The following is a 24,665-nucleotide window of genomic DNA, read 5'->3' as shown; positions in this document are numbered from 1 at the left end:
CCCCCCGCCTGAAGGAGCAAGCTCCGACTGCCCTGGCCGTACCTGACGCTCCTCACCGCCGGCTACATCCTAGCACTCACCCACGGCCAACTCTCCTTCCAGGCAGCCCTCCCCCTCACCATATTCCTGCTCGCCGGCCTCGCCATCCAACCACCCCCCCCTACGCCCGCTACCTGGGCCACACCCTATTCATCCTCCTCGCCCTAACCCTGGCCCTCCACTACCTGCCAGGCTTCCACAACGCGCAAGTCATCCCCCCACAACGCTTCAGCGAAAACGCCATCCCCTTCTCGATGTACCTGAACCTCGACAAGCCCCTGATCGGCTTCTGGCTCATCCTCGCCTGCCCCTGGATCATCGCCCAACGCTCCCTCACCCAAACCCTCAAAACAAGCGCCATAACCCTCAGCCTGACCGCCCTGCTCACCCTCGCGAGCGCCTGCCTGCTCGGCATCATCGAATGGTCCCCCAAATGGCCCGACGTCGCCCGACTCTGGCTCCTCAACAACCTCCTGCTGGTCACCCTGGTCGAAGAAGCCCTGTTCCGCGGCTATATACAAGGCGGCCTCACCCAGCGACTCAAACACCTGCCCTACGGCGAACACCTCGCCCTGCTTCTCGCTGCGCTACTGTTCGGCCTGGCCCACTGGGGCGCCGGCTGGCAATGGGTCTTCCTGGCGACCCTGGCCGGTATCGGCTACGGTCTGGCCTACCGCTACGCAGGTTTGGCCGCCTCAGTCGCCACCCACTTCGGCTTGAATCTGCTGCACTTCGGCCTGTTCACTTACCCAGTGATGGCATAATAATACTTCCAGCAAAGGCAAACGCCCGTACGACAGAAAATCACAGCTGAGCCTTGACCCCCCCCCCCTACGCCTCTAGAGTGAACGCTTTTGAAATGACCCCGGCGGCAGCAATGCACCGGAGAAAGCCGTACTGTTGCGTTGGAAAGGAATTCCACCCCTCCTTCCTGCTGCCTGTGCGGTCATCACCCTCGATATCGCAACCATCGCAGCCCTATGTTCAATAAAATCCTGGTCGTATGCGTCGGCAACATCTGCCGCAGCCCCACCGTCGAAGCCCTGCTTAAAAGCAGACTGGCCCATCGCGGCATCGACGTCAGCTCGGCGGGCCTCGGCGCGCTTGTAGACAACCCCATGGACAAGACCGCGCTGGAAGTACTGCGCGAGCATGGCGGCGATCACCCGGACCACAAAGCCCGGCAACTGACTCGCGAACATCTGCAACAAGCCGATGTCATCCTCACCATGGAACAACGCCATGTGGACAGCATCGCCCGTATGGCGCCGGAAGTCCGCGGCAAGACGTTCCTGCTGGGCAAATGGCAGAACAACCAGGAAATTCCCGACCCCTACCGCCAGCAGAAAGTCGCCTTCGAACACGTTTACCAACTGATGACGCAAGGCGTCGACAGCTGGTCGCAAAAATTATAATCACCTCTTGTAAAAGTACCCCGCATGCCAAGCCAAAACAGCCTACCTATTCAGGAACACCGCGACGACGATGATGAAATCGATCTACTCGCGCTATTCGGCACCTTGATCGATAGCAAGTGGATCATCATCGGCATCACCGCGTTTTTTTGCGCAGTGGGTGTCGCTGTCGCCCTGTTGTCAACGCCGATCTATCAAGCGAATGCACTAGTCCAGGTCGAGGAGAAAAAAGGCGGCTTGGCCGCGCTAGGCGGCATGGGGGAAATGAGCGAGATGTTCGGAGGCACCTCCCCGGCGGTGACCGAAATTGAGTTACTCAGATCCCGAGCAGTGCTGGGCAAGGCGGTGGAGAACCTCAAGCTCGACATTATCATCCAGCCGAACTATTTCCCGCTGATCGGTCACTTCCTGAGCCGACGCTTTCAGCCAACCAATCCAAACGAGCTGGCCTCTCCATTGTTTGGTTTGAACAGCTATACATGGGGTGGCGAAAAACTCGACATCTTCCAACTGGAAGTACCGGATGATTACCTGGGCAAAACGCTGACGCTACGCGCCGGAGCCAATGGAGCCTTCACCCTAGTCGACGACGACGACGACGACGTCGTTGTAACAGGCGAAGCTGGCGAAACGCTAGAGCAGAATGGCTTCAAGTTACAAGTAGCCGCACTTAATGCAAACGTTGGTGCGCTGTTCAGCGTTACCAAACAGCGTCGCCTCAATACCATTTTGCAGTACCAGGAAGATGTGTCGGCCAGCGAGCGCGGTAAAGAATCCGGCATTATCGCGCTGTCGCTGGAAAACGAAAATCCCGTACTGGCCAAAAGGGTACTGGATGAAATTAGCCGCCTCTATGTATTGCAGAACGTTGAGCGCAACTCCGCCGAGGCGGCGCAAAGCCTTGAGTTCCTGCGAACTCAGTTACCGGATGTGCGTAAGCAGCTGGAAAAAGCTGAAGGCCAGCTCAACGCCTACCAAACCAGCGCCCGCTCGGTGGACATCACCATCGAAACTAAAGCCGTGCTCGATCAGATCGTAGCCTTGGAAACCCTCATCTCTGAACTGAAGCTCAAGCAAGCGGAAATGGAGCACCGCTTCACCCGCGAGCACCCAGCCTACCAGGCGCTGATAACCCAAATGGGCCAACTCAACCAAACAAAACTCGCACTGGAAAAGAAAGTCAAGAACCTGCCGGAAACCCAGCAGGAATTGCTGCGCCTGGCTCGCGACATGCAGGTCACCACCGAAATCTACACCCAACTTCTGAACAAAACCCAGGAGTTGGACATCGTCCGTGCGGGCACGGTGGGCAATGTCCGTATCATCGACTCGGCGGACGCAAATATCGAGAAACCGGTCAAACCAAAAAAATCGCTGATCGTGCTGATCGCCACCTTGCTCGGCGGGTTGATTGCCGTGGCTTACGTACTGATCCGCAAAGCGTTGAACCGCGGCATTGAAGATCCGGAGGCCATCGAACAGCTAGGCATTCCTGTTTATGCCTCGATCCCGCTCAGTAAGGGACAGTCCCTTATTGAAAGCAATGTTAAGGGTAACGGCCGCTCCACTACTGGCTCTCTTCTGTTGGCAGTGAACAACCCCGCAGACCTTGCCGTGGAATCGTTACGCAGCCTGCGTACCAGCCTGCACTTCGCAACCCTAGAAGCCAAGAACAACATCCTGATGATCTCCGGCCCGAGTCCGGCTGTGGGCAAATCCTTCGTCTCGGGTAACCTGGCGGCCATCATCGCCCAGACCGGGCAGAAGGTGCTGCTGGTCGACGCCGACATGCGCAAGGGTTACCTGAACAAACTGTTCCGCAAAGACGTGAGTAATGGCTTATCTGACCTGCTAGCCGGCAAAATCGACCTGGACACCGCGACCCACGCGACCGAGGTGGATAACCTCCACGTCATCACCCGCGGACAGATTCCACCTAACCCATCGGAATTGCTGATGCACAGCAACTTCACCCAGTTTCTGGAAAACGTCAGCAGCCAGTACGACCTGGTCATCATCGACACCCCGCCGATCCTCGCGGTCACCGATGCCGCCCTGGTCGGACGCCAGGCGGGTACAAGCCTGATGGTGACCCGTTTCGGCGTCAATGCCGCCAAGGAAATCCTGGTGACCAAGCGCCGCTTCGAACAAAACGGCATTGTTATCAAAGGCGCGATTTTCAACGCCGTGGAACGCAAAGCGTCTGCCTACGGTTATGGCAACTACAGCTACTACCAATACGAATACGCTTCAGACAAATAACACCGGAATATCAGGGCAGCACCGCTGCCCTGATCGACCCATGAGAGCCTCTGCATGCCTCCCCAGCATCCGCCACCCCGCTGGTACCTGATCCAGTGCAAACCACGGCAAGACTCACGCGCCGAGGAAAACCTGACGCGCCAAGCCTTCAAGTGCTACCGCCCCACCCATCACATCGAACGTATCCAGCGCGGCCGTCGAACCACTTCGGTGGAGTCATTGTTCCCTGGCTACCTGTTCATCCAGCTCGACCAACTGAACGATAACTGGCACCCCATCCGCTCAACTCGCGGAGTGAACCAACTGGTGACGTTCGGCAAACAGCCTATCGCCGTAGCAGACGAACTCATCGACCAACTCAAACAACGACTCAGAGAAAATCCGCAAGAATCCGTATCGCTTGAGCCCGGAGACCGCGTGCGAATCAACAGCGGCAGCTACAAAGAACTCGAGGCCATCTTCCTCTCCCGCGACGGCGCCGAACGCATCGTAATCCTCCTTCAACTCCTGCATCGCGAACACACCCTTAGTATCCCGATCAGCGCCATAGAAAAAACCTGACCCCACACTCGCTCTCTAAAACAAAAACAATACATCCGCATCCCCCCCCTGTAGGAGCTGCCAGAGGCTGTGATCTTTTGACCTTAAACCACGCTATAGCCCCTTCCCGTAAAAACACCCGCCGCACGTACCTGACAAAGCCCCCCCTGCCACTACAATCAATTACGCCGCTTTCCACCAAAACCCGAATCTGCACCGCCTAAAACTTCATATAAATATCAAAAAGCCACTACTCCAGCAAGTCATTCCCAAAACTGAATCCGTGATCCATTACTCACAACACACAGTCCTGTATGTAGGATCTTTCAGTGGGGACTGTATTTGCCTTCACTTTTCCTACCAAATCAGTAAAATGCGCCGTCGGCTGAGAAAACAGCTCATTTCGGCGGGATGCCATTGCACAGACCTCCTGTTGTGCAGCAGTCAAGGAAAGACTTATCTCCTCTGCGTGCTATTAACCGAGCAAAGACTCGGCCCTGCCTGATTGATCCTTTCTCCCTAAAAATTGCCAGCGCTTGCGCATTCGGCTCACGTCGCACCCACGGCGCACGTTCTCAGGAAACCAACGGTAAATCCTGGGGCGGTAGCGTGCCAAAAACCTTGATATTGGCCAAGGCAAGTGCGTCCCCCGCCACGGATATGGGGAACGCCACGACAAGGACCGGTTTGTGCCTCAGGCCCAAACAGTAACTCCAGCCGCATGGAGGTAATTCCTCCTCTCAGCGGGCACAGCCTGGACGGCTATGTCCATCCAACGCGAGGGACCTTATCTTGATACGCAAGCGCAGCACCACGATGCCAGCAGGCCGCAGCCTTACGTTCTGGGCTCAATGGCTGGCCGCAACCTCCGTACTCATTCTCCTTCTTTGCGCACTGGCTGTGATGAAGACAGGGGACGTCGATACCCAATACCGCATGCTTAGCGCGTTCATGCTGCTGGGTTCGGTACCGGCGTATTCCATGATGCAGGTCTACCACAAGCATCATGGCTACGTGGTCGGACTTGGCCGTCTGCTTGCCGGATGGCTAGTGTTGCTCTCGGGCTTGATGGTTATAGCCTTCATCACCAAGACCAGCGAACTATTCTCCCGCGAAGTGATCCTGACGTGGATCTTCGCTGGTTTCGCACTGCAAGCTTGCCTGTACTTGCCATTGCATAATCTGGCCAGACGCTACCAACAGAAACTTCAGGCTGCTCGCACGTCGCTGATCGTCGGCACGGGCGAGTTGGCCCTCGACCTTGCAGACAAACTAGCCCTGCAAAAAAACGAACCGCTGATAGGCTTAGTGGCGACGGACGACCTGCCGTTACCAAGCGATAGCCTTTACCCTATTCTGGGCAGTCTCGCCCACTTGCGCGACCTGATCGCGACCCATCGCATTCGCCGACTTTACATAGCATTGCCACTGACCGAAGCCGAAAAGATCGAGGAACTTTACATCGATTTGCTGGACTCCAGCGTCGACGTCATCTGGATTCCCGACCTGCGAAGCTTGATTCTGCTGAACCACTCAGTATCGAAAATCGAGGGGCTCCCTGCGATCCACCTAAATGAGAGCCCGCTAACCTCTTACCCGACCGCAGCGCTCTCCAAAGCCTTACTGGATCGCACCGTCGCACTGCTCGCCATTATCATGCTCAGTCCGGTGTTATTGGTCACCGCCCTCGCGGTGAAGATGTCATCGCCCGGCCCCGTGCTGTTCAAACAAAAACGCCATGGCTGGAACGGTAAGATCATCAAGGTCTGGAAGTTTCGCTCCATGCGCATGCACGACGACCAGGAAGTCAAACAGGCTAGCCGTGAAGACCCACGCATCACCCGAGTCGGTCGCTTTATCCGCCGCACCTCCATTGATGAATTGCCGCAGCTGTTCAATGCGCTGCAGGGCCGCATGTCGCTGGTTGGCCCGCGACCTCACGCCGTGGCCCATAACGATTACTACACCGGAAAAATTGATGCCTATATGGCTCGACACCGAATCAAACCTGGGATTACCGGACTGGCACAGATCAGCGGTTACCGAGGAGAGACGGAAACTATTGACAAGATGGAGAAGCGTGTAGAGCTGGATCTTGCATATATCAATAACTGGTCGTTGTGGCTGGACATCAAGATATTGATCAAGACGCCGTTCACGCTGCTATCGAAGAATATTTACTGAAGCGTGTCGCCCTTTCGTTACAGCACTTATTCAGCGCAACCCTCGACACTACCAAACACCAATATTATGGCCTGTATCTAATGAAAACCCTCTGCGTCTTTGGCACCCGTCCCGAAGCTATCAAGATGGCTCCACTGGTTCTTGCACTTGCGTCTGACGATCGTTTCGATGCAAAGGTCTGCGTTACAGGCCAACACCGCGAGATGCTCGACCAAGTGCTTGACCTGTTTGCCATCCAGCCAGATTTCGATCTGAACATCATGAAACCCGGCCAGGACCTGACGGACGTCAGTACGGCAATCATGCAAGGCTTGAAGAGCGTATTTGCGCAATTCAAACCGGATGTTGTTTTGGTACACGGAGACACCGCGACCACCTTTGCAGCCAGTCTTGCGGCCTACTACCATCAAATTCCGGTCGCGCACGTGGAAGCGGGCCTACGGACGGGCAACCTCTATTCGCCATGGCCTGAAGAAGGCAACCGTAAGCTCACAGGCGCACTGGCCAACCTGCACTTCGCCCCAACTGAAACCTCGCAAGTCAACTTGCTGCATGAAGGCGTCACCCCTGAGAGCATCATCATCACAGGCAACACGGTAATCGATGCTTTGCTTGGCGTCATAGCACGCCTGGATCAGGATCAGGCGCTAAACAGCAGAGCGGCGGCACCCAGCGCGTTTCTTGATCCTAGCCGCAAGTTGATCCTCGTTACTGGCCATCGTCGAGAAAGTTTCGGCGACGGCTTTGAGCGAATCTGCCAAGCGCTAATGGAGGTTGCCCAGCAACATCCAGAGGTCGATATCGTTTATCCCGTGCATCTCAATCCCAATGTCCGCGAGCCTGTCAATCGTCTACTGACTGGGATCGACAATGTCCATTTGATTGAGCCTCTGGACTACCTCCCTTTCGTCTACATGATGAGCCGCGCGCACATCATCCTGACCGACTCTGGCGGCATTCAAGAAGAAGCGCCTTCGCTGGGCAAACCGGTACTAGTAATGCGCGATACGACAGAACGACCGGAAGCAGTCGCCGCTGGCACAGTGAAGTTGGTCGGTACCCAAACCGCCAACATCGTCCGGGAATTGAACCGCCTACTGATCGACCCAGTTGCTTACCGCACAATGAGCGTTGCCCATAATCCCTATGGTGACGGCAACGCTTGCCAACGCATTCTTGAAACGCTACTCGGCCATCACACTTCCAACTAGAGAGCCATCACTTCGCTCGACGGCAATCAAGTTAACATCGAATTCAACTATCATTAAGCAAGGACGTTTCATGCCTTTCGCAACCATCTCTGTCATTGGTCTCGGCTATATCGGTTTGCCCACAGCGGCCGTATTCGCTTCACGCAAGAAAAAAGTCATCGGAGTTGACGTTAATCAAAGCGCGGTAGATATCATCAATCGCGGACAAATTCATATCGTTGAGCCAGACTTGGACATGGTTGTGCACGCAGCCGTAACTGAAGGTTATTTACGCGCAACTACCAAACCAGAACCTGCTGACGCATTTCTAATTGCCGTACCGACACCTTTCAAGGGCAACCATGAACCGGATCTGAGCTATATCGAGTCCGCCAGTAAAAGCATTGCCCCGGTACTGAAGAAAGGCGACTTGGTTATTCTTGAATCGACTTCTCCGGTAGGAGCCACCGAGCAGATGGCCGCGTGGCTTTCTGTCGCTCGTCCGGACTTGAGCTTTCCGCAAACCCATGGTGAAAGCTCAGACATCCGAATTGCTCACTGCCCTGAGCGCGTATTGCCGGGCCACGTACTGCGCGAACTAGTACAGAATGACCGGGTAATCGGGGGCATGACGCCGAAGTGTTCAGAACTAGCCATTAGTCTCTACAAGATCTTCGTCCAAGGCGAATGCATTGTCACCAATGCCCGCACAGCGGAAATGTGCAAACTTACTGAAAACAGCTTCCGCGACGTAAATATCGCTTTCGCCAATGAACTTTCGATGATCTGCGATAAATTAGACATTAGTGTTTGGGAGCTAATTCGTCTGGCAAACCGCCACCCCCGAGTTAACATACTTCAACCCGGCCCTGGTGTCGGAGGTCACTGCATTGCAGTTGACCCATGGTTTATTGTCAGCAAGACACCGGAACAAGCGAAATTAATTCGCACAGCTCGTGAAGTAAATGATAGCAAACCTCAATGGATAATTGAGAAAGTTAAACTAGCAATTTCCGAATTCTTGAAAGACAAACAAGACAGAACGGCGCGAGATATTACCATTGCGTGCTTTGGGCTAGCATTCAAACCGGATATCGATGATCTTCGAGAAAGCCCTGCACTTGCCATCGCAATGCAAATAGCGGCCTTGCATTCCGGTCGCGTATTCACAGTCGAACCAAACATAGAAAAACTACCTGACAATCTAGTGACAAAGCTCGAGCTCACCAATATCGAACGTTCGTTAGCGGAGGCGGATATCGTGCTACTACTTGTTGATCACAAGGAATTTAAAGACACACCAAAAAATCTATTTTTAGAGAAGATCTGTATTGACGCACGCGGCATTCTTAGTTGACAAACACCACTCCAGCAACACGCAACTAAAATCGTGCAGTAGTTTCACACTGGAAAGCAAGCCCATGGAACTTATAATTGAAAAAAAGCCTATTTTTAATAGTCGCGAACATTAAATAAATTCTCTATGCACCACATAACAATTGAAACGACTAATTTACAGCGTAAAACTCGTAACCAGCCAAATTAAAAATCCACACCAATCAAGCTTTATCTATACTATAAAAACTGCGAACAACCATTTTTTAGATATAAACGATATATAACCATAGGTAAGTCACGCCTTCAAAATCGTTATCCGACCCATCAAATAAAAATGGAGGAAGGTATGAACAGGAACACTCGAAGATGCTAGACCGAGCACTTGGAAAACTATTCAAAAATACCGGCATGTTGACGAGTGCTAATTTACTTGCAAGCGCCGCAGCATTCGTGATCATTCCGATTTTTATCAGAAAGCTAGGATATGCCGATTTTGGCGTTTTAACGTTAGTTCAAACCATCACATTAATCGCTATTGCTTTAACAAATTTTCAAGTTTGGCAACCAATATCTAGGCAGTTATCAGAAGGCTGCGAGAACAAAGATGAATATTTACTTACCGGATTTTTACTCGAATACACTGGCACTATAATTTCTTTAGCCCTAGGTCTTTCAACTGCCATTTTCCTATTACTCATCCTTAAACTTGATGGAATTATATTTTTATGGCTGATTCCGTGCGCACTGACAATTATCAGTTCGCCAAGCGGCACACTATTATCAAACCTTCGAGCCGAAAACAAATATACCACCATTGCTATTTACACTCTCCTACCTGCAGGAATAAAACTTATCCTTGCATTAAGTTTAACTGTACATAGCATATTAGATGCTCTCTGGATCAATGCTCTGGGGGATTCAGTAAAAATTGCATTCATTGCAGCAACATTCTTCAGCGTGCGAAAAGCCAGATGTCGACCATTAAATTTATTATTCACACAATCTAAATGGGGATGGCTTGCCCAGATCGCGGACCTACCCGTTATTTATTTAGATCGCCTACTTGTAGGTGCCATATTTGGCCTAGAGCTATTATCGCTCTACCATATAATGAAAAGAATTTCTGGCGTCTTTTTACAATTCGCAGGCCCTATATACCAAATATTATACCCAGAGATGCTGAACGATATCAAAAACAATGGGCTAAACTGTGCCTTGGAGCGCTCATACAAGCTTGGAATTATTTTATTTGTAGCTGGCACATTAGGACTTCTTATTCTATACATGACATCCCAATACTGGCTACATTACTTCATCACAAACGAAGTAGCTAACAAAGGATATGAAGACTACATCTTTTGCTTCTTAGCAATTCAGACACTGGTTGCTTCTTTTATTTTTATCCACCCCCTACTTTTAGCAGTCGGCGGATACAAACAGACCATGATAATAACTTTCACCTCTAACATTATCTTTGTCGCCAGTATACTATTAATGTCCACATTTGGAATGTGGGGTTTAATCGCAGCAAATAGCGTTCAATACGTTTTTTCCATTGCCCCAAAGTTCGCACTTATCTATAAAGAAAAAAAAGGAGTACAACATGATTCCTAACAAAATTCATTACTGCTGGTTTGGAGGCCAACCATTTCCAGCATTGATTAAGCGTTGTATGGCGAGCTGGCATGCAAATTTAGAAAATTTTGAGATCATCGAATGGAATGAAAGTAACACCCCCATTGATGAACATCCATATATGAAACTAGCGTATGAAAAAGGCAAATGGGCATTTGTAGCCGATTATATGCGCATGCTTGCCCTCTATGAACATGGAGGTATTTATCTTGATACTGACATGGAAGTAATCAGACCTTTGAGCGACCTTCTAAACAACAAGTTATTCATGGGCTTTGAAACATCGACACAAGTTAGTGCAGGGATCATTGGAGCCGTCGCAGGCGACGCATTCTTCCTCGACTGCATGAACGCCATGAACCAAAATATCGCAGGAAAAAAGCCTCAATTCATCACTATTCCATTGATAATGGGCAATATTCTCAACACCTCAAATCACAGCAACTACATTTACCCAAAAGAATTTTTCTACCCGTACAACCCGTATTGTCAAGAGAGCACAACCAGCCAATTAATGTTTTCCGACATCACCGAAAATACATATGCAATACATCATTGGAACGCTTCTTGGACGAAGCCAAAAACATATATTGACTATCTAATCCACATACTCCGCTACGCCAAAAAGACATTTCCAATATGACCCCCCTCACTCTATCTGTAGCTCGACTAGCTAAATTAAACCAACTAGTCACGCTAATAGTCATAGGCTCTATTGGCTATTTTCTAGATATAAACACTCTCACTTCCTGGATTGGCTTCTGCACCTGTATTCTTCTGGCGCTTCTAATTAGCGCCACATACCTGAACAAGGTAAAAGGATTCATTTTACTCTGGACCTTGTTATTTGTAAGTTATGCCTCAGTAAACTGTGCGGCCCTAGTTGGTGATTTTTTCATATTCCTAATATCAATCAGATACTATTTATTAGTTCCAATACTTGCATTCTGCCTCTATGCACTTAAACTAAAAAATTTGCAAAAACTTCTAACCCAATGGGAGTTGCTTTTTGCCATTCAAATCCCAATACTAGCAATCCAATATCTTGTCTACTACCCATTGTCCAACTCTTGGGACTCCATGGTGGGGACGTTTGGCGGCTCTCCCCTTAGCGGCGGTAACAGCGCCGGACTTGCTCTGTTTCTAGGCTTACACCTGTGCTTAGTGCTAGCAAGACAATTATACTCATCGATAAAATTTAAATATTTTGCCGCAAACATAATAGCAATTTTTAGCGTCAGTTTACTTGCCGAAATCAAATACCTAATATTTATCACTCCTATTATATTTATACTTTCAAGACCAAAAGTGTTATTTGCCAACCCTCTAAAGCTGATGTTAATCGTGATCATTGGATCAGCACTCTCGTTAATGCTGCTATATGGCTATTATTATATATTTTATTCCAGTTTTTTAAATTCATTCTCAGATATATTTGTATACCTATCTCCTGAATTGCTAGATTACAGCTATACCAATCCGGATACCGGAGAGGTAGGTCGGATTGCGGCGATCGGAATTTGGTACTCGAGCAACGAGCATAATATACTCTCGCTACTATTCGGATCGGGTCTACTGTCAACAAAACAAGATTTTTTCCTAGGAGGCGGGGGGGCTCTACAGGCTCACAGTAGCTTCCAGTTGGGCAACACAACCTTATCTGCCATGTTATGGGAATGGGGTATAGCAGGTGTAATTATATCCATGGCTCCTCTGATTGTTGGAGCTTCATATTCTTTTAAAGCACTAAGAGCATCAACGACAAACATAAATAAAGTGACATCCAGCTTTGCCTTTTCGGGATGCATCGTATGCCTCTTATTTTATCCGTACACTTTAAGCCTTACGACCACCATTCAAGCCCAATGGCTTCAAGCATTAGTAATTGCTTTAGCATTTAAAGCATCACAAGAACAGACTAAAAACGCCAAATTGACTCTTAGGACACAAACATGACTATTAATATTTTATTTGTGTGCCGAGATAGAATGCCCCTCTGGAGAGTAGATATATCTGTACTTTTTGGTAAATACATGCGGAGCCTCGGCTGGAAGTTTTCATGGTTTGCTATTGGGGATAGACATAAGCCCACCTGGATGCTGAATGATCAAAGCACATCGGTCAAAAAGTGGAAAACCCCACTCGGCTTATATCTAGCTGAACGATATAGGGACTTGCTAGCAGTTATATCCATTGTAAAAACTGCCCCTGATATAGTGGTGGTCAGAGATGATTATTTCTCGATGCTATTAATTGGCGCCATATGCAAACTAAAAAAAATACCATGCGTATATTGGATGTCCTTTTTAATGGAAGAAGGCTATATACAGCTTGGTTATCAGCGCAAGGGATTAGGCGGTCTACTTCGCAGAATATATGGTCGAACGTATCGACAATTAGGCAAAATAGCATTGTATTTACCAACGCACGTTATCGTTCAAAGTGAAAAGATGCAAGAAAGAATCTTTCAAGAAAAACTGTATCTTAGAGAATCAACTGTCATGCATATGGCCGCTGACATCCAAGCTACTGCAACTATACAGCCAACACCAACAAATATAGAATTTTTAAACATAGGTTACTCAGGTTCAATATCATGCTTGAGAGGATTTGAGGAAGTCTTCAAATCGGTAAAACTTCTACAAAGAAAGAATATCAAGATAAATCTTCATTTGGTTGGCTGGTATGAAACCATTATTGATCAGATTCGATTGGAAAATCTTCTACAAGAACTGTCCATTTCGGCAGACGTTATAATGCATGGGCGTAAATCATGGGAGGAGTCCTGTGCTACTATGGCAGGTTGCGACGTTTGCATATCTCCAATACCTGAAAACATTTTATATGATGTTGCAAGCCCAACAAAGATATTTGAATACATGGCGCTAGGTAAACCAGTAATAGCAACACAACATTCGTATCAGGACCAATTAATAGCAGAGTCTGGAGCGGGTTGGTCATGTGCTCTGGAAAGCAAGCAGCTCGCAAGTACAATCATGGAAATTTCCATGTTGAAGGATGAGCTAAAAGAAATTGGGCAGTTAGGCTACGAGTTTATTTGCAAAAAACACACTTATCAGCAACGAGCAATTGCGCTAGACAGCTTTTTTAGAACGCTCATAAAAGATAAACCTCAACCACAAAACCCTAGCAACTAGCGCAAACTAAAAGTAACTGCCAAAAATTATGCATAGTTGTAACGTTCGTGAAACTTCGATAGAGCGCTACTAGCAACAATATAGCTTCCCGAACACGTACACCCATAAAAATACAAGAGGTTTTTTCTTGAGCAAATCTAAGAAACTTATTTTAATGATCGGGCCCCATATTTTAGGAAAAGGGGGAATTTCATCTGTTATAAACAACTATAAAGCTTCAGGCCTCTTTGTAGAGGAAAATATTTCCTACATATCTACATGGATTGAAGGAAGCTTTATTAGAAGGCAAATCCATTTCTTACTTTCAATACTTAAAATCCTAATTAAATTTACCACTTGCAACGTAAAAGTAATTCACATCCATGTTGCTCAACGGGGGAGCTTTTACAGAAAAGCACTTATAATAAGAATATCTAAATTATTTTCAGTCCCCGTAATATTACACCTGCATGCTAGCGAGTTTGATAAATTTTATGGAGGATCTAATAATTTCTTACAATCCATAATAAGGTCAATCTTAGCGAAGTGCGACGTGATAATTTGCTTGTCGGAAAGCTGGGCTCACTACATAAAACAAATACAGCCCATTGCTAAAACTCAGATACTTAATAACTATGTCGTACCAATTAAACCTAAACCTAGCACCCCAAAAATATATGATTTATTATTCCTAGGTAGAATCGGTGCAAGAAAAGGTCTATTCGATCTTTTAGACGTTATACGAAACGACTTAGACCATTTGGAAAATATTAAAATTGCTGTAGGCGGCGATGGCGATGTTGATGAGCTTTTTTCATACATCAACAGCAACAACCTTCAAAAACAAGTAGAGTATGTTGGTTGGATCACCGGAGAGCAAAAAGAACAACTAATACACTCAAGTCGATTTGTTATATTGCCGTCATACGGGGAAGGCATGCCCATGTCGTTACTTGAGGCAATGTCTGCAGGAGTTCCAATTATAGCTACTAATGTGGGAGGAATTCCGAGCCTAATCACACATGGTAAAAGTGGATTTATATTTGAGCCGGGAGATAAAGAAGCATTAAAAGCAATTATTTTCTCTATAATGGATAATAAAATAGACGAAGCCCAGATGGGTATAGAATCATTGGCACTCTACAATCAAAAATACTCGCCAGAAATCGTTTTAAATCTACTATCAAATATATACAAAAAATTTAATTAAATCACTTTACTCCTGGCTTTAAACCCTCTTCACAAATCTCCTCAGATATTTATTATGAAAGATCAAGCACTGAGGTTAAACACATAAACCAGGTATAAAATTAAGACTTGGTGTCCATGATTTTCTCAGCATAACGCTACCAACGCTGTCAAATACTACCCCCTGAGAATGACTATGCAAAGAATTGAAGTTTTGGGTTGCCCCATGGATGTTTTATCTATGGATAAAACTGTCGAATACATCCACGACGCAGTTGCTGCCGGTCGCTTCACTCAGCATGTAGTAATAAATGTCGCTAAATTGGTGAACATGCGTGACGATTTTCAACTAAGCGAGTCAATCCGCTCATGTGACATCATCAATATTGATGGCATGGGAGTAGTTCTGGGCGCTCGTTTTCTTGGCCACACTGTACCGGAGCGAGTCGCTGGTGTAGACCTGTTTCATGAATTGTTAAAAATGAGTGCAACTAATGACTTTTCTGTATTCCTGCTGGGAGCGAAAGAAGACATCGTTTCTACAGCAGCCCGTAATGTAACGGCCCTTTACCCATCGCTCAAAATAGCCGGTTATCACCATGGTTATTTTTGGGATGATGAAGCAGCGCTGGTCGATAAAATCCGTGCGTCACGAGCACAATTATTATTTGTTGCAATTACTTCCCCTATGAAAGAGAACTTTATCAACCGCTGGCGTGATCAGTTAGGTGTCAGTTTCGTAATGGGAGTTGGTGGAACTTTTGACGTAGTAGCCGGAAAAGTCAAACGCGCGCCTAAATGGATGCAGAAATACGGACTGGAATGGTTCTACAGGGTTATCCAAGAACCGGGAAGAATGTGGCAGCGTTATCTGAATACAAATAGCAAATTCGCATGGTTACTATTAAAGGAAAAACTTAAGCGCTCTTCATAGCGCTAAGGCAAGCTACACGTGACTCACACCGCCCGATCTTTATTTCTGAGGATTTATTTTGTCGCAAAAAATATTAATCACCGGTGGTGCCGGTTATATCGGTTCGCACACTACAGTAGCATTAATTGATGCAGGCTTTGAAGTAACGGTTCTAGACAACTTCTGCAATAGCTCGATTAAATCGCTCGAACGAATTGGTACGATTTGCGACAAAACTCCTGAACTTATTAAAGGAGATATTCGCGATCGGGAATTGCTGGATGATATCTTCGCCTCCCGAAACTTCAGTGCAGTAATGCACTTCGCTGGCCTTAAAGCTGTAGGTGAAAGCGTTCGTGAACCACTAGCATATTATCAAAATAATGTTGGAGGTAGCATCACGCTATGTCAGGCCATGGCCAACGCAGGTTTATTTAATTTAGTATTCAGCTCCTCCGCTACCGTCTACGGCGAACCAACACAAATGCCCATTTGTGAAAATTTCCCAACAGCTGCACCTACAAATCCTTATGGCCGTTCTAAATTAATGGCCGAGGAAATGCTGAAGGATTTAGCGTATTCTGACCCTCGCTGGAGCATCGCACTATTACGTTACTTCAATCCAGTCGGAGCACACTCAAGTGGTTTGATCGGTGAGGACCCCAATGGCATTCCCAGTAATTTGATGCCATATGTTAGTCAAGTCGCTATAGGCAAACTTCCGGAACTTTCAGTTTTCGGCGGCGATTATCCAAACCGGGACGGTACTGGCATACGAGATTATATTCATGTGGTTGATCTAGCCGAGGGGCATATCAAGGCGTTGCAGGTGATTAACCAAAAAAATGGAATTAATATTTGGAATCTCGGGACTGGTACGGGCTATAGCGTGTTGGAAATCATTCGCGCTTTTGAGCAGGCTAGCGAGCAGGCAGTGCCTTTCCGGATTGTCGACCGGCGTCAAGGAGACATAGCTGAATGCTGGGCTGACCCAACCAAAGCTGAACTAGAACTCGGTTGGAAGGCCAAGCGTGGACTGCAAGATATGATGGTAGACACATGGCGCTGGCAGTCGCTCAATCCACTGGGTTACGATACTAAATAACATTAAGAGCTTTACATCTAAGAAAATTTTTTCGCTCAACTTTCGAAAAACTAGTGGTTGAAGCTATTTTTTAAAATAGCCTGATGCTATCGCGCCCTTATCTTTCCCCTGCTGGTGATTTTAATGGAAAAGCCAATTGGAGCGATGCTAAGCCGAGATGGGTCTTTTTGCGATCAAGGTCGCCAGCAAGCACTGGTAGTGAGCGCACTACAAAACCACTTGTTGTCAATGTTTTATTTACATTTAACATCTGAATCTCGTAAAAAATGGTTACTCATAGCAGCTCAGGCTTGCAATACAGCACCGTCCTACAATACCCTAATGCCAAGTAACCATCAGGGATTATCCTTTCAAGGAGCATGAACATGAAAAAACTACTGGCCTTGGCCCTCGTTACCTCCATCAGCCTGCCATTGATGGCTGCTGAAACCGCTCCTGCAAAGGCGCCTTCTACCGCTGCAAAACCTGGAGCATCTTCCGAGTTGTCCCTGTCCACTCCAATCGCTGGCGGTGTAACCGTCGGTACTGGTCTGGCAATCGGCGCTGGCGTAATCGCTGCCGGTGTTGCTGCTTCCAACAGCGGTGGCGGCGGTAACGACGGTACCCCAGGTACTACCGGCACCACTGGTACTACCGGCACTACTGGTACCACTCGGTAACAGCCCCCCGCTTAAAGTTCGATACGCTAACCTCCCAGCCTTGCTGGGGGGTTTTGTTTTGCCTATTCCCTTGAGCAATTTCGACAATGAATCGCGCGCTTCCCCTGGCCATGCTGGTTGGCCTGACCCTGCAAGGCTGCATTTTCTCCCCTGGTCAGCACATGGACACGGGCAATCTGGTACGTGAAGGTTCCCCGGAAAGCAGCCGTATCGAGCTGGTTCCGATTACACCGAAGCTGGTCGCTATTGAAGCGGCGGCAGACCACTCCAACGTGGTAGCCCCGGAGCTCCTGCGCTATCAACCGGCCGAGTACCGGATTGGTGCTGGCGACCTGATCTACATCACCGTTTGGGATCACCCCGAGCTGACTGCTCCGTCCGGTCCACAGCAGCAAATTGAAGCAAACGGACGCCTGATTCGCCCGGATGGCACGCTCTTCTATCCCTATGTAGGTACCATCGAAGCGGCCGGCAAAACCATTGACGAACTGCGTTCGATCATTGCCTCTCGCCTGGCCAAGGTTGTTGCCGAACCTCAAGTGGATGTCAGCATCCTGCGCTTTGTCAGTCAGAAAGTGATTCTCTCGGGGGCCTTTGGTAAAACTGGCCAGTTGCCGATCACCAACACGCCTTTGAGCCTGTTGGACGCTGTTGGCCAAGGTTCAGTACAAACCGGCACTGCCGATATTTCCGGACTGGTGCTTAAGCGCGACGGCCGTGAATACCTGATCGATCTCGACGCACTCAATCGCAAAAACTCGAATCTGCACAATCTCTACCTGAAAGACGGCGACCAATTGCACCTGCCCTACAACGACCAGAAAAAGGTCTATTTGTTGGGTGAAGTCACTGCAGCCCGTCCGCTTATTTTCAAGGGTAGCAACATGAATCTCACCGATGCCCTTGGCAGTGTTGGTGGCCTACGTCAGGAAACCTCCAGCGGCAAGGAGGTTTATGTAATCCGTGGGGTTGAGAATCTGGCAGACGAACCAGTCAAGGTGTTCCAGATAGACTTGAAGTCGCCGTCTGCGTTTGCCCTTGCCCAGCAGTTCAAACTGAAGCCCCAGGATGTGGTTTATGTCGGCCCGGCCGATGTCACCCGCTGGAACCGCTTTATCAGCCAGGTCTTCCCAACTGCCAACCTGCTGCGTACGGGTGTTGCTATTCAAGATGACATGGGCAGCGAAAACTAAGATTTGGAATTCTTGTGAAATTTCTGCGACTGGCCACCCTAACGGTGGCCTCCTTGCTGGTAAGCGCCTGCAACCCGTTGATGACCGCTTCCATGGATACGCTGAGGGCAGCTTTCGAAGGGCCTGAGCCTCTGGAACTCACACGGCAGCAGGTCGATGCGACTCCGTACTACCAGATCACTATCGCGGCACCTACGGGTGAAGCCGTGATGGCACTGGTGCGTCTGCAGGATGGTGTGGGTTTCTGGATGGCTTCGACCCGCCAGATCCTGATGCTTGAGGACGGCCTGGCCATTCGCAGTGTCGGTTTCAACGACAATCTGGATGGCACTCGCTTCGACGGCGTGTCCCCGTTCAAGACCGGACTGCACCGTATTCCCGATGGCTTGCAAACCCGACGTCAGGTGGACTTTAACGACGGTTATCGAATGGGTGTCAGCGTAACCAGCCGTTTCAACAGGAAAGGCCTGGAGACCGTGCACATCCTCGACCGCGATGTGGAACTGCTGCGCGTGGACGAAGAGATCGCGATGGACGGTCTGGGCTTCACCGCGCAGAACCGCTACTGGGTCGACCCCGCCGATGGTTTCATCATGGCCAGCGAGCAACACCTGACCCCCGAATTGCCCCTACGCATTGTTCAAGTGCGCCCGAATAAGCCGGTAGTGCAATGATTTTTCGCTCTTCCTGGCTGCTTTGCTGCAGCCTGCTCATGACTTTTGCCGCAAATGCTGACTCGCTGGTCACGGTGCAGGGCGATGCCGCCAAGCCCGGGCGTTACTCGATTGTGGACGGCACGCGCCTGCATGACGTGCTGCTGGAGGCTCAGGTGAGTCCCAAGGCTTATCTGCTCGGGGCCGCCTGGCTGCATACCCCTCTGCGTGATGCGCAAGAGCGTCTCAAGGTTGGTGTTCTTTTCGATCTGTCGACCTTGCACAGTAATGCGCTAGTGGGCGATCAGGCTGGATTGGCGGCACTTGCCGCACGTCTTCGCGACAAGGTGCAGGCCATGCCGGTGACAGGACGCAAGATCGCCCAACTTGACCCGGTGCAGGTTGAATTGAACCGCGTTGATAACCGCTTCCTGAGTGACGGCGATGTACTGCTTTACCCGCTTCGCCCAACCACGGTTCGGATCGAAGGCGCGGTGCTGGGTGAGTGCGAATTGCCGTTCCAACCTTTACAGGCAGCGATTGACTATCTGAAAGACTGTCCCCGTGATCCAAACGCTGACGCCGACTGGCTGTTCGTGATTCAGCCTGACGGCCGGGTATTCAAGGGCGGTGTGGCGTTATGGAACGAAACCACATCCGTACCTCCGGCTCCGGGCGCACGCATTTATGTGCCAGTGCACAACAGCAAACAAGGCGATCCCACGCCTGATCTGAATACCGAACTGGCTGCCTTCATTGCCACCCAGCCATTGCTGGAGGTGAAGCCATGAAGTATCACTTGATCCCTTGCTTATTGTTGGGTTGCAGCACGTGGGCGGTGGCAGAGCCGCGCTATACCCAGAACGATTTCGGCGGTGTGGGGCTGCTGCAAACGCCTACTGCGCGTATGGCGCCTGCGGGTGAGTTGTCACTGAACGCTAACCGTACCGATCCTTACAGTCGTTACAGCGTGTCGTTTCAGCCGTTCGATTGGTTGGAGGGTTCGTTCCGCTACACCGCTATTACCAACCGCGATTATGGTTCGGAAGAGTTGAGTGGCAACCAAAGCTATAAGGACAAGGCAATCGACGCCAAAGTGCGCCTGCTCGAAGAGTCTCACTGGATACCGCAAGTGGCACTGGGTGCGCGTGACATTGGTGGTACCGGCTTGTTCTCCAGCGAATATTTTGTCGGCAACAAACGCTTTGGCAATTTTGACCTGAGCCTGGGCCTGGCATGGGGTTACATCGGCAATCGTGGTGACATGGACAATCCGTTGGGCTGGATCGACGACAAGTTCGATGAACGTCCCACTACCAACAGTAGTCAGGCGGGTGACTTCAACGGCAACCAGTACTTCCGCGGATCGCCCTCCTTCTTTGGCGGCGCAACTTACCAAACGCCCTGGGACCCACTGTCTCTGAAGCTCGAATACGAAGGCAACGACTACCAGCACGAGCCGCAGAACAACAACCAAATCCAGGACTCGCCAATCAACCTCGGCTTCGTTTTCAAAGCCAACGACTGGATCGATCTGCACGCTGCCTGGGAACGCGGCAACACTGCGATGTTCGGCATCACCATGCACACCAACTTTGCAACCCGCAAGGCGCCGACCAAAAGCTTCGACCCGAAGCCCGAGCCTGTGTCCGACACCAAACCCATGGTCGCGCCGCAAGATGTGCAGTGGGCCGGTGTCGCCAAGCGTCTGCAAAACAACGCAGGCTACACGGTTTCGCGTATCACCCAGCGGGATTCCGAGGTGATTGTCTATGGCGAACAGGGGCGCTATTTCCACACGCCGAAAGCCGTTGGCCGCGCTTCACGCATTCTGGACAACAGCGTCAACGACGAGATCGACTGGTTCACCATGGTCGACACGCGCTACAGCCTGCCGGTCGAGGAAGTCAGCCTGCCGCGGGATACCTTCCGTGAAGTGATGCAAGAGGATCGTCCGCTGGAAGACCTGCGTCGGGTGACCGAGATGAACGTCCCGGTACCGCATCAGGAAAAGACCCTGTTCGAGCAAAAGCCTGACCCGCTTAGCTATGGCCTGGGTCTGGGCTACAAGCAAAACGTCGGCGGCCCCGACGGGTTCCTGTTGTACCAGTTCAGTGCGGACTTGAACGGCGAGTATCGCTTCAAGCCTGATCTGTGGTGGAGCGGCACCCTGAGCGCGAACCTGGCGAACAACTTCGACAAGTTCAAGTACGACGCACCTAGCGGTCTGCCACGTGTGCGTACCGACCTGCGCCAGTACATGACGACTTCGGAAGTGACGATGCCGACCTTCCAGATGAACAAGGTCAAACAGCTGGATGAAGACCTCTACGGCATGCTGTATGGCGGTTATCTGGAGTCAATGTTTGCCGGTGTCGGTGGCGAAGCGCTGTATCGTCCGATGGGCGAACGCTGGGCCGTGGGTGTGGACATGAACTGGGTCAAGCAGCGTGATTTCGATCAGGGCTTTGGTCTGCGTGACTACGACACCATCACCGGCAATGCCACGCTTTACTATCGCAGTGCGTTCCAGGACATTCTCGGTGCGGTCAGCGTTGGACGTTATCTGGCCAAGGACTACGGGGTGACCCTGGACCTGTCCCGTGAATTCAACAATGGCGTGCGTTTCGGTGGCTGGGTGACGGTGACCAATGCGACCAAGGAAGAGTACGGCGAAGGTAGCTTCGGCAAAGGCATTTACTTCTCGATTCCGTTCGACGAATTGATGGCCAGCTCCACCACCCGCCGTGCCAGCCTGGCGTGGACGCCGCTGACCCGTGACGGTGGTGCCGCACTGGCGCGCAGCTACTCGCTGTATTCCCTGACGGAGCGTCGCAACATCGACCTGTTCCACAACAACTTCTACAAGGTCACCGAATGAAGCAGCGGATCCTGCAAGCCCTGCCCAAACTGGCGTTTTTCGTGATCTTGCTGGTGCTGGTTTTCACCGGAATGCGCGGTGAGCCGGTGCCTCAGGTGTTCGAGAACCAGGACAAGCTGCATCACTGGGCAGGTTTTGCCTGCCTGACGGTGAGTGCCGATCTGGCGTTCCCCGGCACGCGGTTGATCTGGTTGTTGTTCTGGCCGCTGGTGGGCTCGATGGTGATTGAGCTGGAACAGAGCTTCATGCCGCTGCGCAGCGCGTCATGGGGTGACATGGTGGCCAATGCCACGGGTGTGACGTGCGGCATGTTGGTGATTCTGGCGTGGCGCGGGTATCGGAACACCAAGTTCAAAAAGGTGTCTGCGCTGGCGTCGTAAAGCGCTAGCCGTCCCACTGTGGGAGCGAGCTTGCTCGCGATGTTCTTCAGTTGACATCCATGTTGTCTGACAGACCTTCGCGAGCAAGCCCGCTCCCACATTGGTTTTGTGTACACCCTTTGGCACAACATCGGCTGTTGAAAAATAAACTCAACAAATCCTCTCCCCTGCCGACACCCTGTCAAAGCCTCACGGATTGAAAACGCCATGCGTAACAACCAGCCTATTACACAACGCGAACGAACCTTCCCCGCTCAGCAACGGTAGATTTCCACCACCGATGCCAAGGGCATGATCACCTACTGCAACGATGCCTTCGTTGAGATCAGCGGGTTTTCTCGTGATGAGTTGATTCGTGCGCCGCATAACCTGGTGCGTCACCCCGACGTTCCGGTCGCGGTGTTCGCGCACATGTGGGGCACTCTGAAGCAAGGCTTGCCATGGATGGGTATTGTGAAGAACCGCTGCAAGAGCGGCGATCACTACTGGGTTAACACCTACGTGACGCCGATCTTTGAAGGCAATCAGGTGATCGGTTACGAGTCGGTGCGGGTCAAGCCCACCGCAGAGCAGATCCGCCGTGCCGAAGCGCTCTACCAAAGCATCAATCAGGGCAAGTCGGCAGTACCTTCCGCCGATAAATGGCTACCGGTCCTGCAGGATTGGCTGCCGTTCATTCTAGTCAGCCAATTGAGCTTCATGATCGGTGCGTCGCTGAACTCCCATTGGGGGTTTGCCTTGGCGGCCGGTCTTTCGGTGCCGCTGGGCCTGATGGGCCTCCAGTGGCAACAGCGTGGCCTCAAGCGTTTGCTGCGCCTGGCCGAGCAGACCACCTCCGATCCGTTGATCGCCCAAATGTACACCGACAGTCGCGGCGCCCAGGCGCGTCTGGAAATGTCCATCCTCAGTCAAGAAGCACGCCTGAAAACCTGCCTGACGCGCCTGCAGGACACAGCCGAACACCTGACCGATCAGGCCAGGCAATCCGACGCCCTGGCGCACAACAGCTCCAACGGCCCGGAACGTCAACGGGTCGAGACCGAGCAGGTGGCCACTCCGGTCAACCAGATGGCCGCTACCACCCAGGAAGTCGCCAGCCACGTGCAACGCACCGCCGACGCCACCCAGGAAGCCAATCGCCTGACCGGTCGTGGTCGTGGTCGTGGTCGTGGTCGTGGTCGTGGTCGTGGTCGTGGTCGTGACATTGCCGGGGAAACCCGCGAAGCCATCCAGCGCCTGTCGGTAGTCGTCGGTGAAACCGGCGTGACCGTGACCCAACTGGCCAAGGACAGCAACGAAATCGGTGGCGTGGTCGACGTGATCAAAGGCATCGCCGACCAAACCAACCTGCTGGCGTTGAACGCTGCCATCGAAGCGGCCCGTGCCGGCGAGATGGGTCGTGGTTTTGCGGTGGTGGCCGACGAAGTCCGTCAGCTGGCGCAACGCACCAGCGAATCCACCGGGCAGATTCATGCGCTGATCGCCAAGCTTCAGCAAACCGCCGGCACCGCCGTGCAAACCATGGAAGCCGGGCATCGTCAGGCGGAAGAAGGCGTGGCGCGGGTACTGGAAGCGGACCAGGCACTGGTGGGCATCAGCGAAGCGGTGGCCAACATCACCGACATGACCACCCAGATCGCTGCCGCGACCGAAGAGCAAAGTGCCGCGGCCGAAGAAATCAGCCGCAACATCAGCAACATTTCGGAACTGGCGGACCAGACCTCGGAACAGGCGCAGAACTCGGCGTTGCTGAGTGAAGAGCTGACCAGGACTGCCAATACCCAGTATTCACTGGTGGAGCGGTTTAACCGCTGATTGTTGTTGATCAATAAAATGTATGGTCAGCCCATCTCCTGCAACCCCATGGGCTGTTTTCGGTAAAGCTGGCTTGCGCTAATGTATCCGGGCTCGTGGTGAGCGTTGCTGTAACAACACTCGGCCCTCGATGAGTAG

At 50.8% G+C, this 24,665-nt stretch carries 21 protein-coding genes and 1 pseudogene; all 22 read left to right on the top strand.

The features are described from left to right. Positions 1-27 precede the first annotated feature (27 nt). Positions 28-803, top strand: a pseudogene (locus tag KGB28_RS02545) (type II CAAX prenyl endopeptidase Rce1 family protein). A 216-nt stretch (positions 804-1,019) separates the two neighbouring features. Beyond that, on the top strand, positions 1,020-1,454 hold the full coding sequence (locus KGB28_RS02540) for a low molecular weight protein-tyrosine-phosphatase (protein ID WP_223441975.1): 435 nt from the start codon (positions 1,020-1,022) through the stop codon (positions 1,452-1,454). Between the two features lie 24 nt (positions 1,455-1,478). Further along, entirely contained in the window at positions 1,479-3,716 is a 2,238-nt protein-coding gene (locus KGB28_RS02535) for a polysaccharide biosynthesis tyrosine autokinase (protein ID WP_223441973.1), read from the top strand. 54 nt (positions 3,717-3,770) lie between these two features. Continuing rightward, positions 3,771-4,277: a transcription/translation regulatory transformer protein RfaH gene (gene rfaH, locus KGB28_RS02530; protein WP_223441971.1), complete on the top strand. Its 507-nt coding sequence runs from the start codon at positions 3,771-3,773 to the stop codon at positions 4,275-4,277. A gap of 771 nt (positions 4,278-5,048) precedes the next feature. Beyond that, complete coding sequence (locus KGB28_RS02525; protein ID WP_411740568.1) at positions 5,049-6,440, top strand: undecaprenyl-phosphate glucose phosphotransferase; 1,392 nt, start codon at positions 5,049-5,051, stop codon at positions 6,438-6,440. Between the two features lie 80 nt (positions 6,441-6,520). Continuing rightward, on the top strand, positions 6,521-7,651 hold the full coding sequence (wecB, locus tag KGB28_RS02520; protein WP_223441968.1) for a non-hydrolyzing UDP-N-acetylglucosamine 2-epimerase: 1,131 nt from the start codon (positions 6,521-6,523) through the stop codon (positions 7,649-7,651). A gap of 70 nt (positions 7,652-7,721) precedes the next feature. Further along, positions 7,722-8,987 carry a UDP-N-acetyl-D-mannosamine dehydrogenase gene (wecC, locus tag KGB28_RS02515; RefSeq protein WP_223441965.1) on the top strand — a complete coding sequence of 422 codons (1,266 nt, stop codon included), beginning with the start codon at positions 7,722-7,724 and terminating at the stop codon, positions 8,985-8,987. 347 nt (positions 8,988-9,334) lie between these two features. Further along, positions 9,335-10,582 (top strand): lipopolysaccharide biosynthesis protein, encoded by a 1,248-nt coding sequence (locus tag KGB28_RS02510; protein ID WP_223441960.1) that lies wholly within the window; start codon positions 9,335-9,337, stop codon positions 10,580-10,582. Next, on the top strand, positions 10,572-11,246 hold the full coding sequence (locus KGB28_RS02505) for a glycosyltransferase family 32 protein (RefSeq protein WP_263296516.1): 675 nt from the start codon (positions 10,572-10,574) through the stop codon (positions 11,244-11,246). The genes KGB28_RS02510 and KGB28_RS02505 overlap by 11 nt, the downstream gene beginning before the upstream one ends. After that, a complete protein-coding gene (locus tag KGB28_RS02500; RefSeq protein ID WP_223441955.1) occupies positions 11,243-12,559 on the top strand; it encodes a hypothetical protein in 1,317 nt (438 codons plus the stop codon). The genes KGB28_RS02505 and KGB28_RS02500 overlap by 4 nt, the downstream gene beginning before the upstream one ends. Further along, a complete protein-coding gene (locus KGB28_RS02495) occupies positions 12,556-13,761 on the top strand; it encodes a glycosyltransferase (RefSeq protein WP_223441952.1) in 1,206 nt (401 codons plus the stop codon). Before KGB28_RS02500 ends, KGB28_RS02495 begins: the two co-directional genes overlap by 4 nt. A gap of 127 nt (positions 13,762-13,888) precedes the next feature. Further along, on the top strand, positions 13,889-14,950 hold the full coding sequence (locus tag KGB28_RS02490) for a glycosyltransferase family 4 protein (RefSeq protein ID WP_223441949.1): 1,062 nt from the start codon (positions 13,889-13,891) through the stop codon (positions 14,948-14,950). A 174-nt stretch (positions 14,951-15,124) separates the two neighbouring features. After that, complete coding sequence (locus KGB28_RS02485; RefSeq protein WP_223441946.1) at positions 15,125-15,862, top strand: WecB/TagA/CpsF family glycosyltransferase; 738 nt, start codon at positions 15,125-15,127, stop codon at positions 15,860-15,862. A 58-nt stretch (positions 15,863-15,920) separates the two neighbouring features. After that, positions 15,921-16,946 (top strand): UDP-glucose 4-epimerase GalE, encoded by a 1,026-nt coding sequence (galE, locus tag KGB28_RS02480; RefSeq protein WP_223441944.1) that lies wholly within the window; start codon positions 15,921-15,923, stop codon positions 16,944-16,946. A 123-nt stretch (positions 16,947-17,069) separates the two neighbouring features. Continuing rightward, positions 17,070-17,309 (top strand): hypothetical protein, encoded by a 240-nt coding sequence (locus tag KGB28_RS02475; protein ID WP_223441942.1) that lies wholly within the window; start codon positions 17,070-17,072, stop codon positions 17,307-17,309. Positions 17,310-17,311: 2 nt separating this feature from the next. Beyond that, on the top strand, positions 17,312-17,605 hold the full coding sequence (locus KGB28_RS02470) for a hypothetical protein (protein ID WP_223441941.1): 294 nt from the start codon (positions 17,312-17,314) through the stop codon (positions 17,603-17,605). 86 nt (positions 17,606-17,691) lie between these two features. Continuing rightward, on the top strand, positions 17,692-18,798 hold the full coding sequence (locus KGB28_RS02465; RefSeq protein ID WP_223441939.1) for a polysaccharide biosynthesis/export family protein: 1,107 nt from the start codon (positions 17,692-17,694) through the stop codon (positions 18,796-18,798). Positions 18,799-18,812: 14 nt separating this feature from the next. After that, positions 18,813-19,472 (top strand): YjbF family lipoprotein, encoded by a 660-nt coding sequence (locus KGB28_RS02460; protein WP_223441938.1) that lies wholly within the window; start codon positions 18,813-18,815, stop codon positions 19,470-19,472. Positions 19,473-19,510: 38 nt separating this feature from the next. Continuing rightward, complete coding sequence (locus KGB28_RS02455; protein WP_223441936.1) at positions 19,511-20,242, top strand: capsule biosynthesis GfcC family protein; 732 nt, start codon at positions 19,511-19,513, stop codon at positions 20,240-20,242. Further along, entirely contained in the window at positions 20,239-22,332 is a 2,094-nt protein-coding gene (locus tag KGB28_RS02450; protein ID WP_223441933.1) for a YjbH domain-containing protein, read from the top strand. The genes KGB28_RS02455 and KGB28_RS02450 overlap by 4 nt, the downstream gene beginning before the upstream one ends. Continuing rightward, entirely contained in the window at positions 22,329-22,712 is a 384-nt protein-coding gene (locus tag KGB28_RS02445; RefSeq protein WP_223441931.1) for a VanZ family protein, read from the top strand. Before KGB28_RS02450 ends, KGB28_RS02445 begins: the two co-directional genes overlap by 4 nt. Positions 22,713-22,979: 267 nt before the next feature. Beyond that, a complete protein-coding gene (locus KGB28_RS02440) occupies positions 22,980-24,527 on the top strand; it encodes a methyl-accepting chemotaxis protein (protein WP_223442153.1) in 1,548 nt (515 codons plus the stop codon). The last annotated feature ends 138 nt before the right edge of the window (positions 24,528-24,665 follow it).

The sequence above is a fragment of the Pseudomonas sp. BF-R-19 genome (assembly GCF_019956445.1).
GTDB classification, from domain to species: domain Bacteria; phylum Pseudomonadota; class Gammaproteobacteria; order Pseudomonadales; family Pseudomonadaceae; genus Aquipseudomonas; species Aquipseudomonas fluorescens_BH.
The sequence above is the reverse complement of the archived record's forward strand: the minus strand, read 5'-3'. Positions and strand labels throughout refer to the sequence as shown.

Coding starts and splice junctions, on each gene's coding strand:
- KGB28_RS02465 (WP_223441939.1), top strand. CDS start 17,692: ATGAATCGCGCGCTTCCCCTGGCCATGCTGGTTGGCCTGACCCTGCAA.
- KGB28_RS02500 (WP_223441955.1), top strand. CDS start 11,243: ATGACCCCCCTCACTCTATCTGTAGCTCGACTAGCTAAATTAAACCAA.
- KGB28_RS02470 (WP_223441941.1), top strand. CDS start 17,312: ATGAAAAAACTACTGGCCTTGGCCCTCGTTACCTCCATCAGCCTGCCA.
- KGB28_RS02505 (WP_263296516.1), top strand. CDS start 10,572: ATGATTCCTAACAAAATTCATTACTGCTGGTTTGGAGGCCAACCATTT.
- KGB28_RS02510 (WP_223441960.1), top strand. CDS start 9,335: ATGCTAGACCGAGCACTTGGAAAACTATTCAAAAATACCGGCATGTTG.
- KGB28_RS02485 (WP_223441946.1), top strand. CDS start 15,125: ATGCAAAGAATTGAAGTTTTGGGTTGCCCCATGGATGTTTTATCTATG.
- KGB28_RS02540 (WP_223441975.1), top strand. CDS start 1,020: ATGTTCAATAAAATCCTGGTCGTATGCGTCGGCAACATCTGCCGCAGC.
- KGB28_RS02495 (WP_223441952.1), top strand. CDS start 12,556: ATGACTATTAATATTTTATTTGTGTGCCGAGATAGAATGCCCCTCTGG.
- KGB28_RS02455 (WP_223441936.1), top strand. CDS start 19,511: ATGACTTTTGCCGCAAATGCTGACTCGCTGGTCACGGTGCAGGGCGAT.
- wecB (WP_223441968.1), top strand. CDS start 6,521: ATGAAAACCCTCTGCGTCTTTGGCACCCGTCCCGAAGCTATCAAGATG.
- rfaH (WP_223441971.1), top strand. CDS start 3,771: ATGCCTCCCCAGCATCCGCCACCCCGCTGGTACCTGATCCAGTGCAAA.
- KGB28_RS02450 (WP_223441933.1), top strand. CDS start 20,239: ATGAAGTATCACTTGATCCCTTGCTTATTGTTGGGTTGCAGCACGTGG.
- KGB28_RS02445 (WP_223441931.1), top strand. CDS start 22,329: ATGAAGCAGCGGATCCTGCAAGCCCTGCCCAAACTGGCGTTTTTCGTG.
- KGB28_RS02475 (WP_223441942.1), top strand. CDS start 17,070: ATGGAAAAGCCAATTGGAGCGATGCTAAGCCGAGATGGGTCTTTTTGC.
- wecC (WP_223441965.1), top strand. CDS start 7,722: ATGCCTTTCGCAACCATCTCTGTCATTGGTCTCGGCTATATCGGTTTG.
- KGB28_RS02535 (WP_223441973.1), top strand. CDS start 1,479: ATGCCAAGCCAAAACAGCCTACCTATTCAGGAACACCGCGACGACGAT.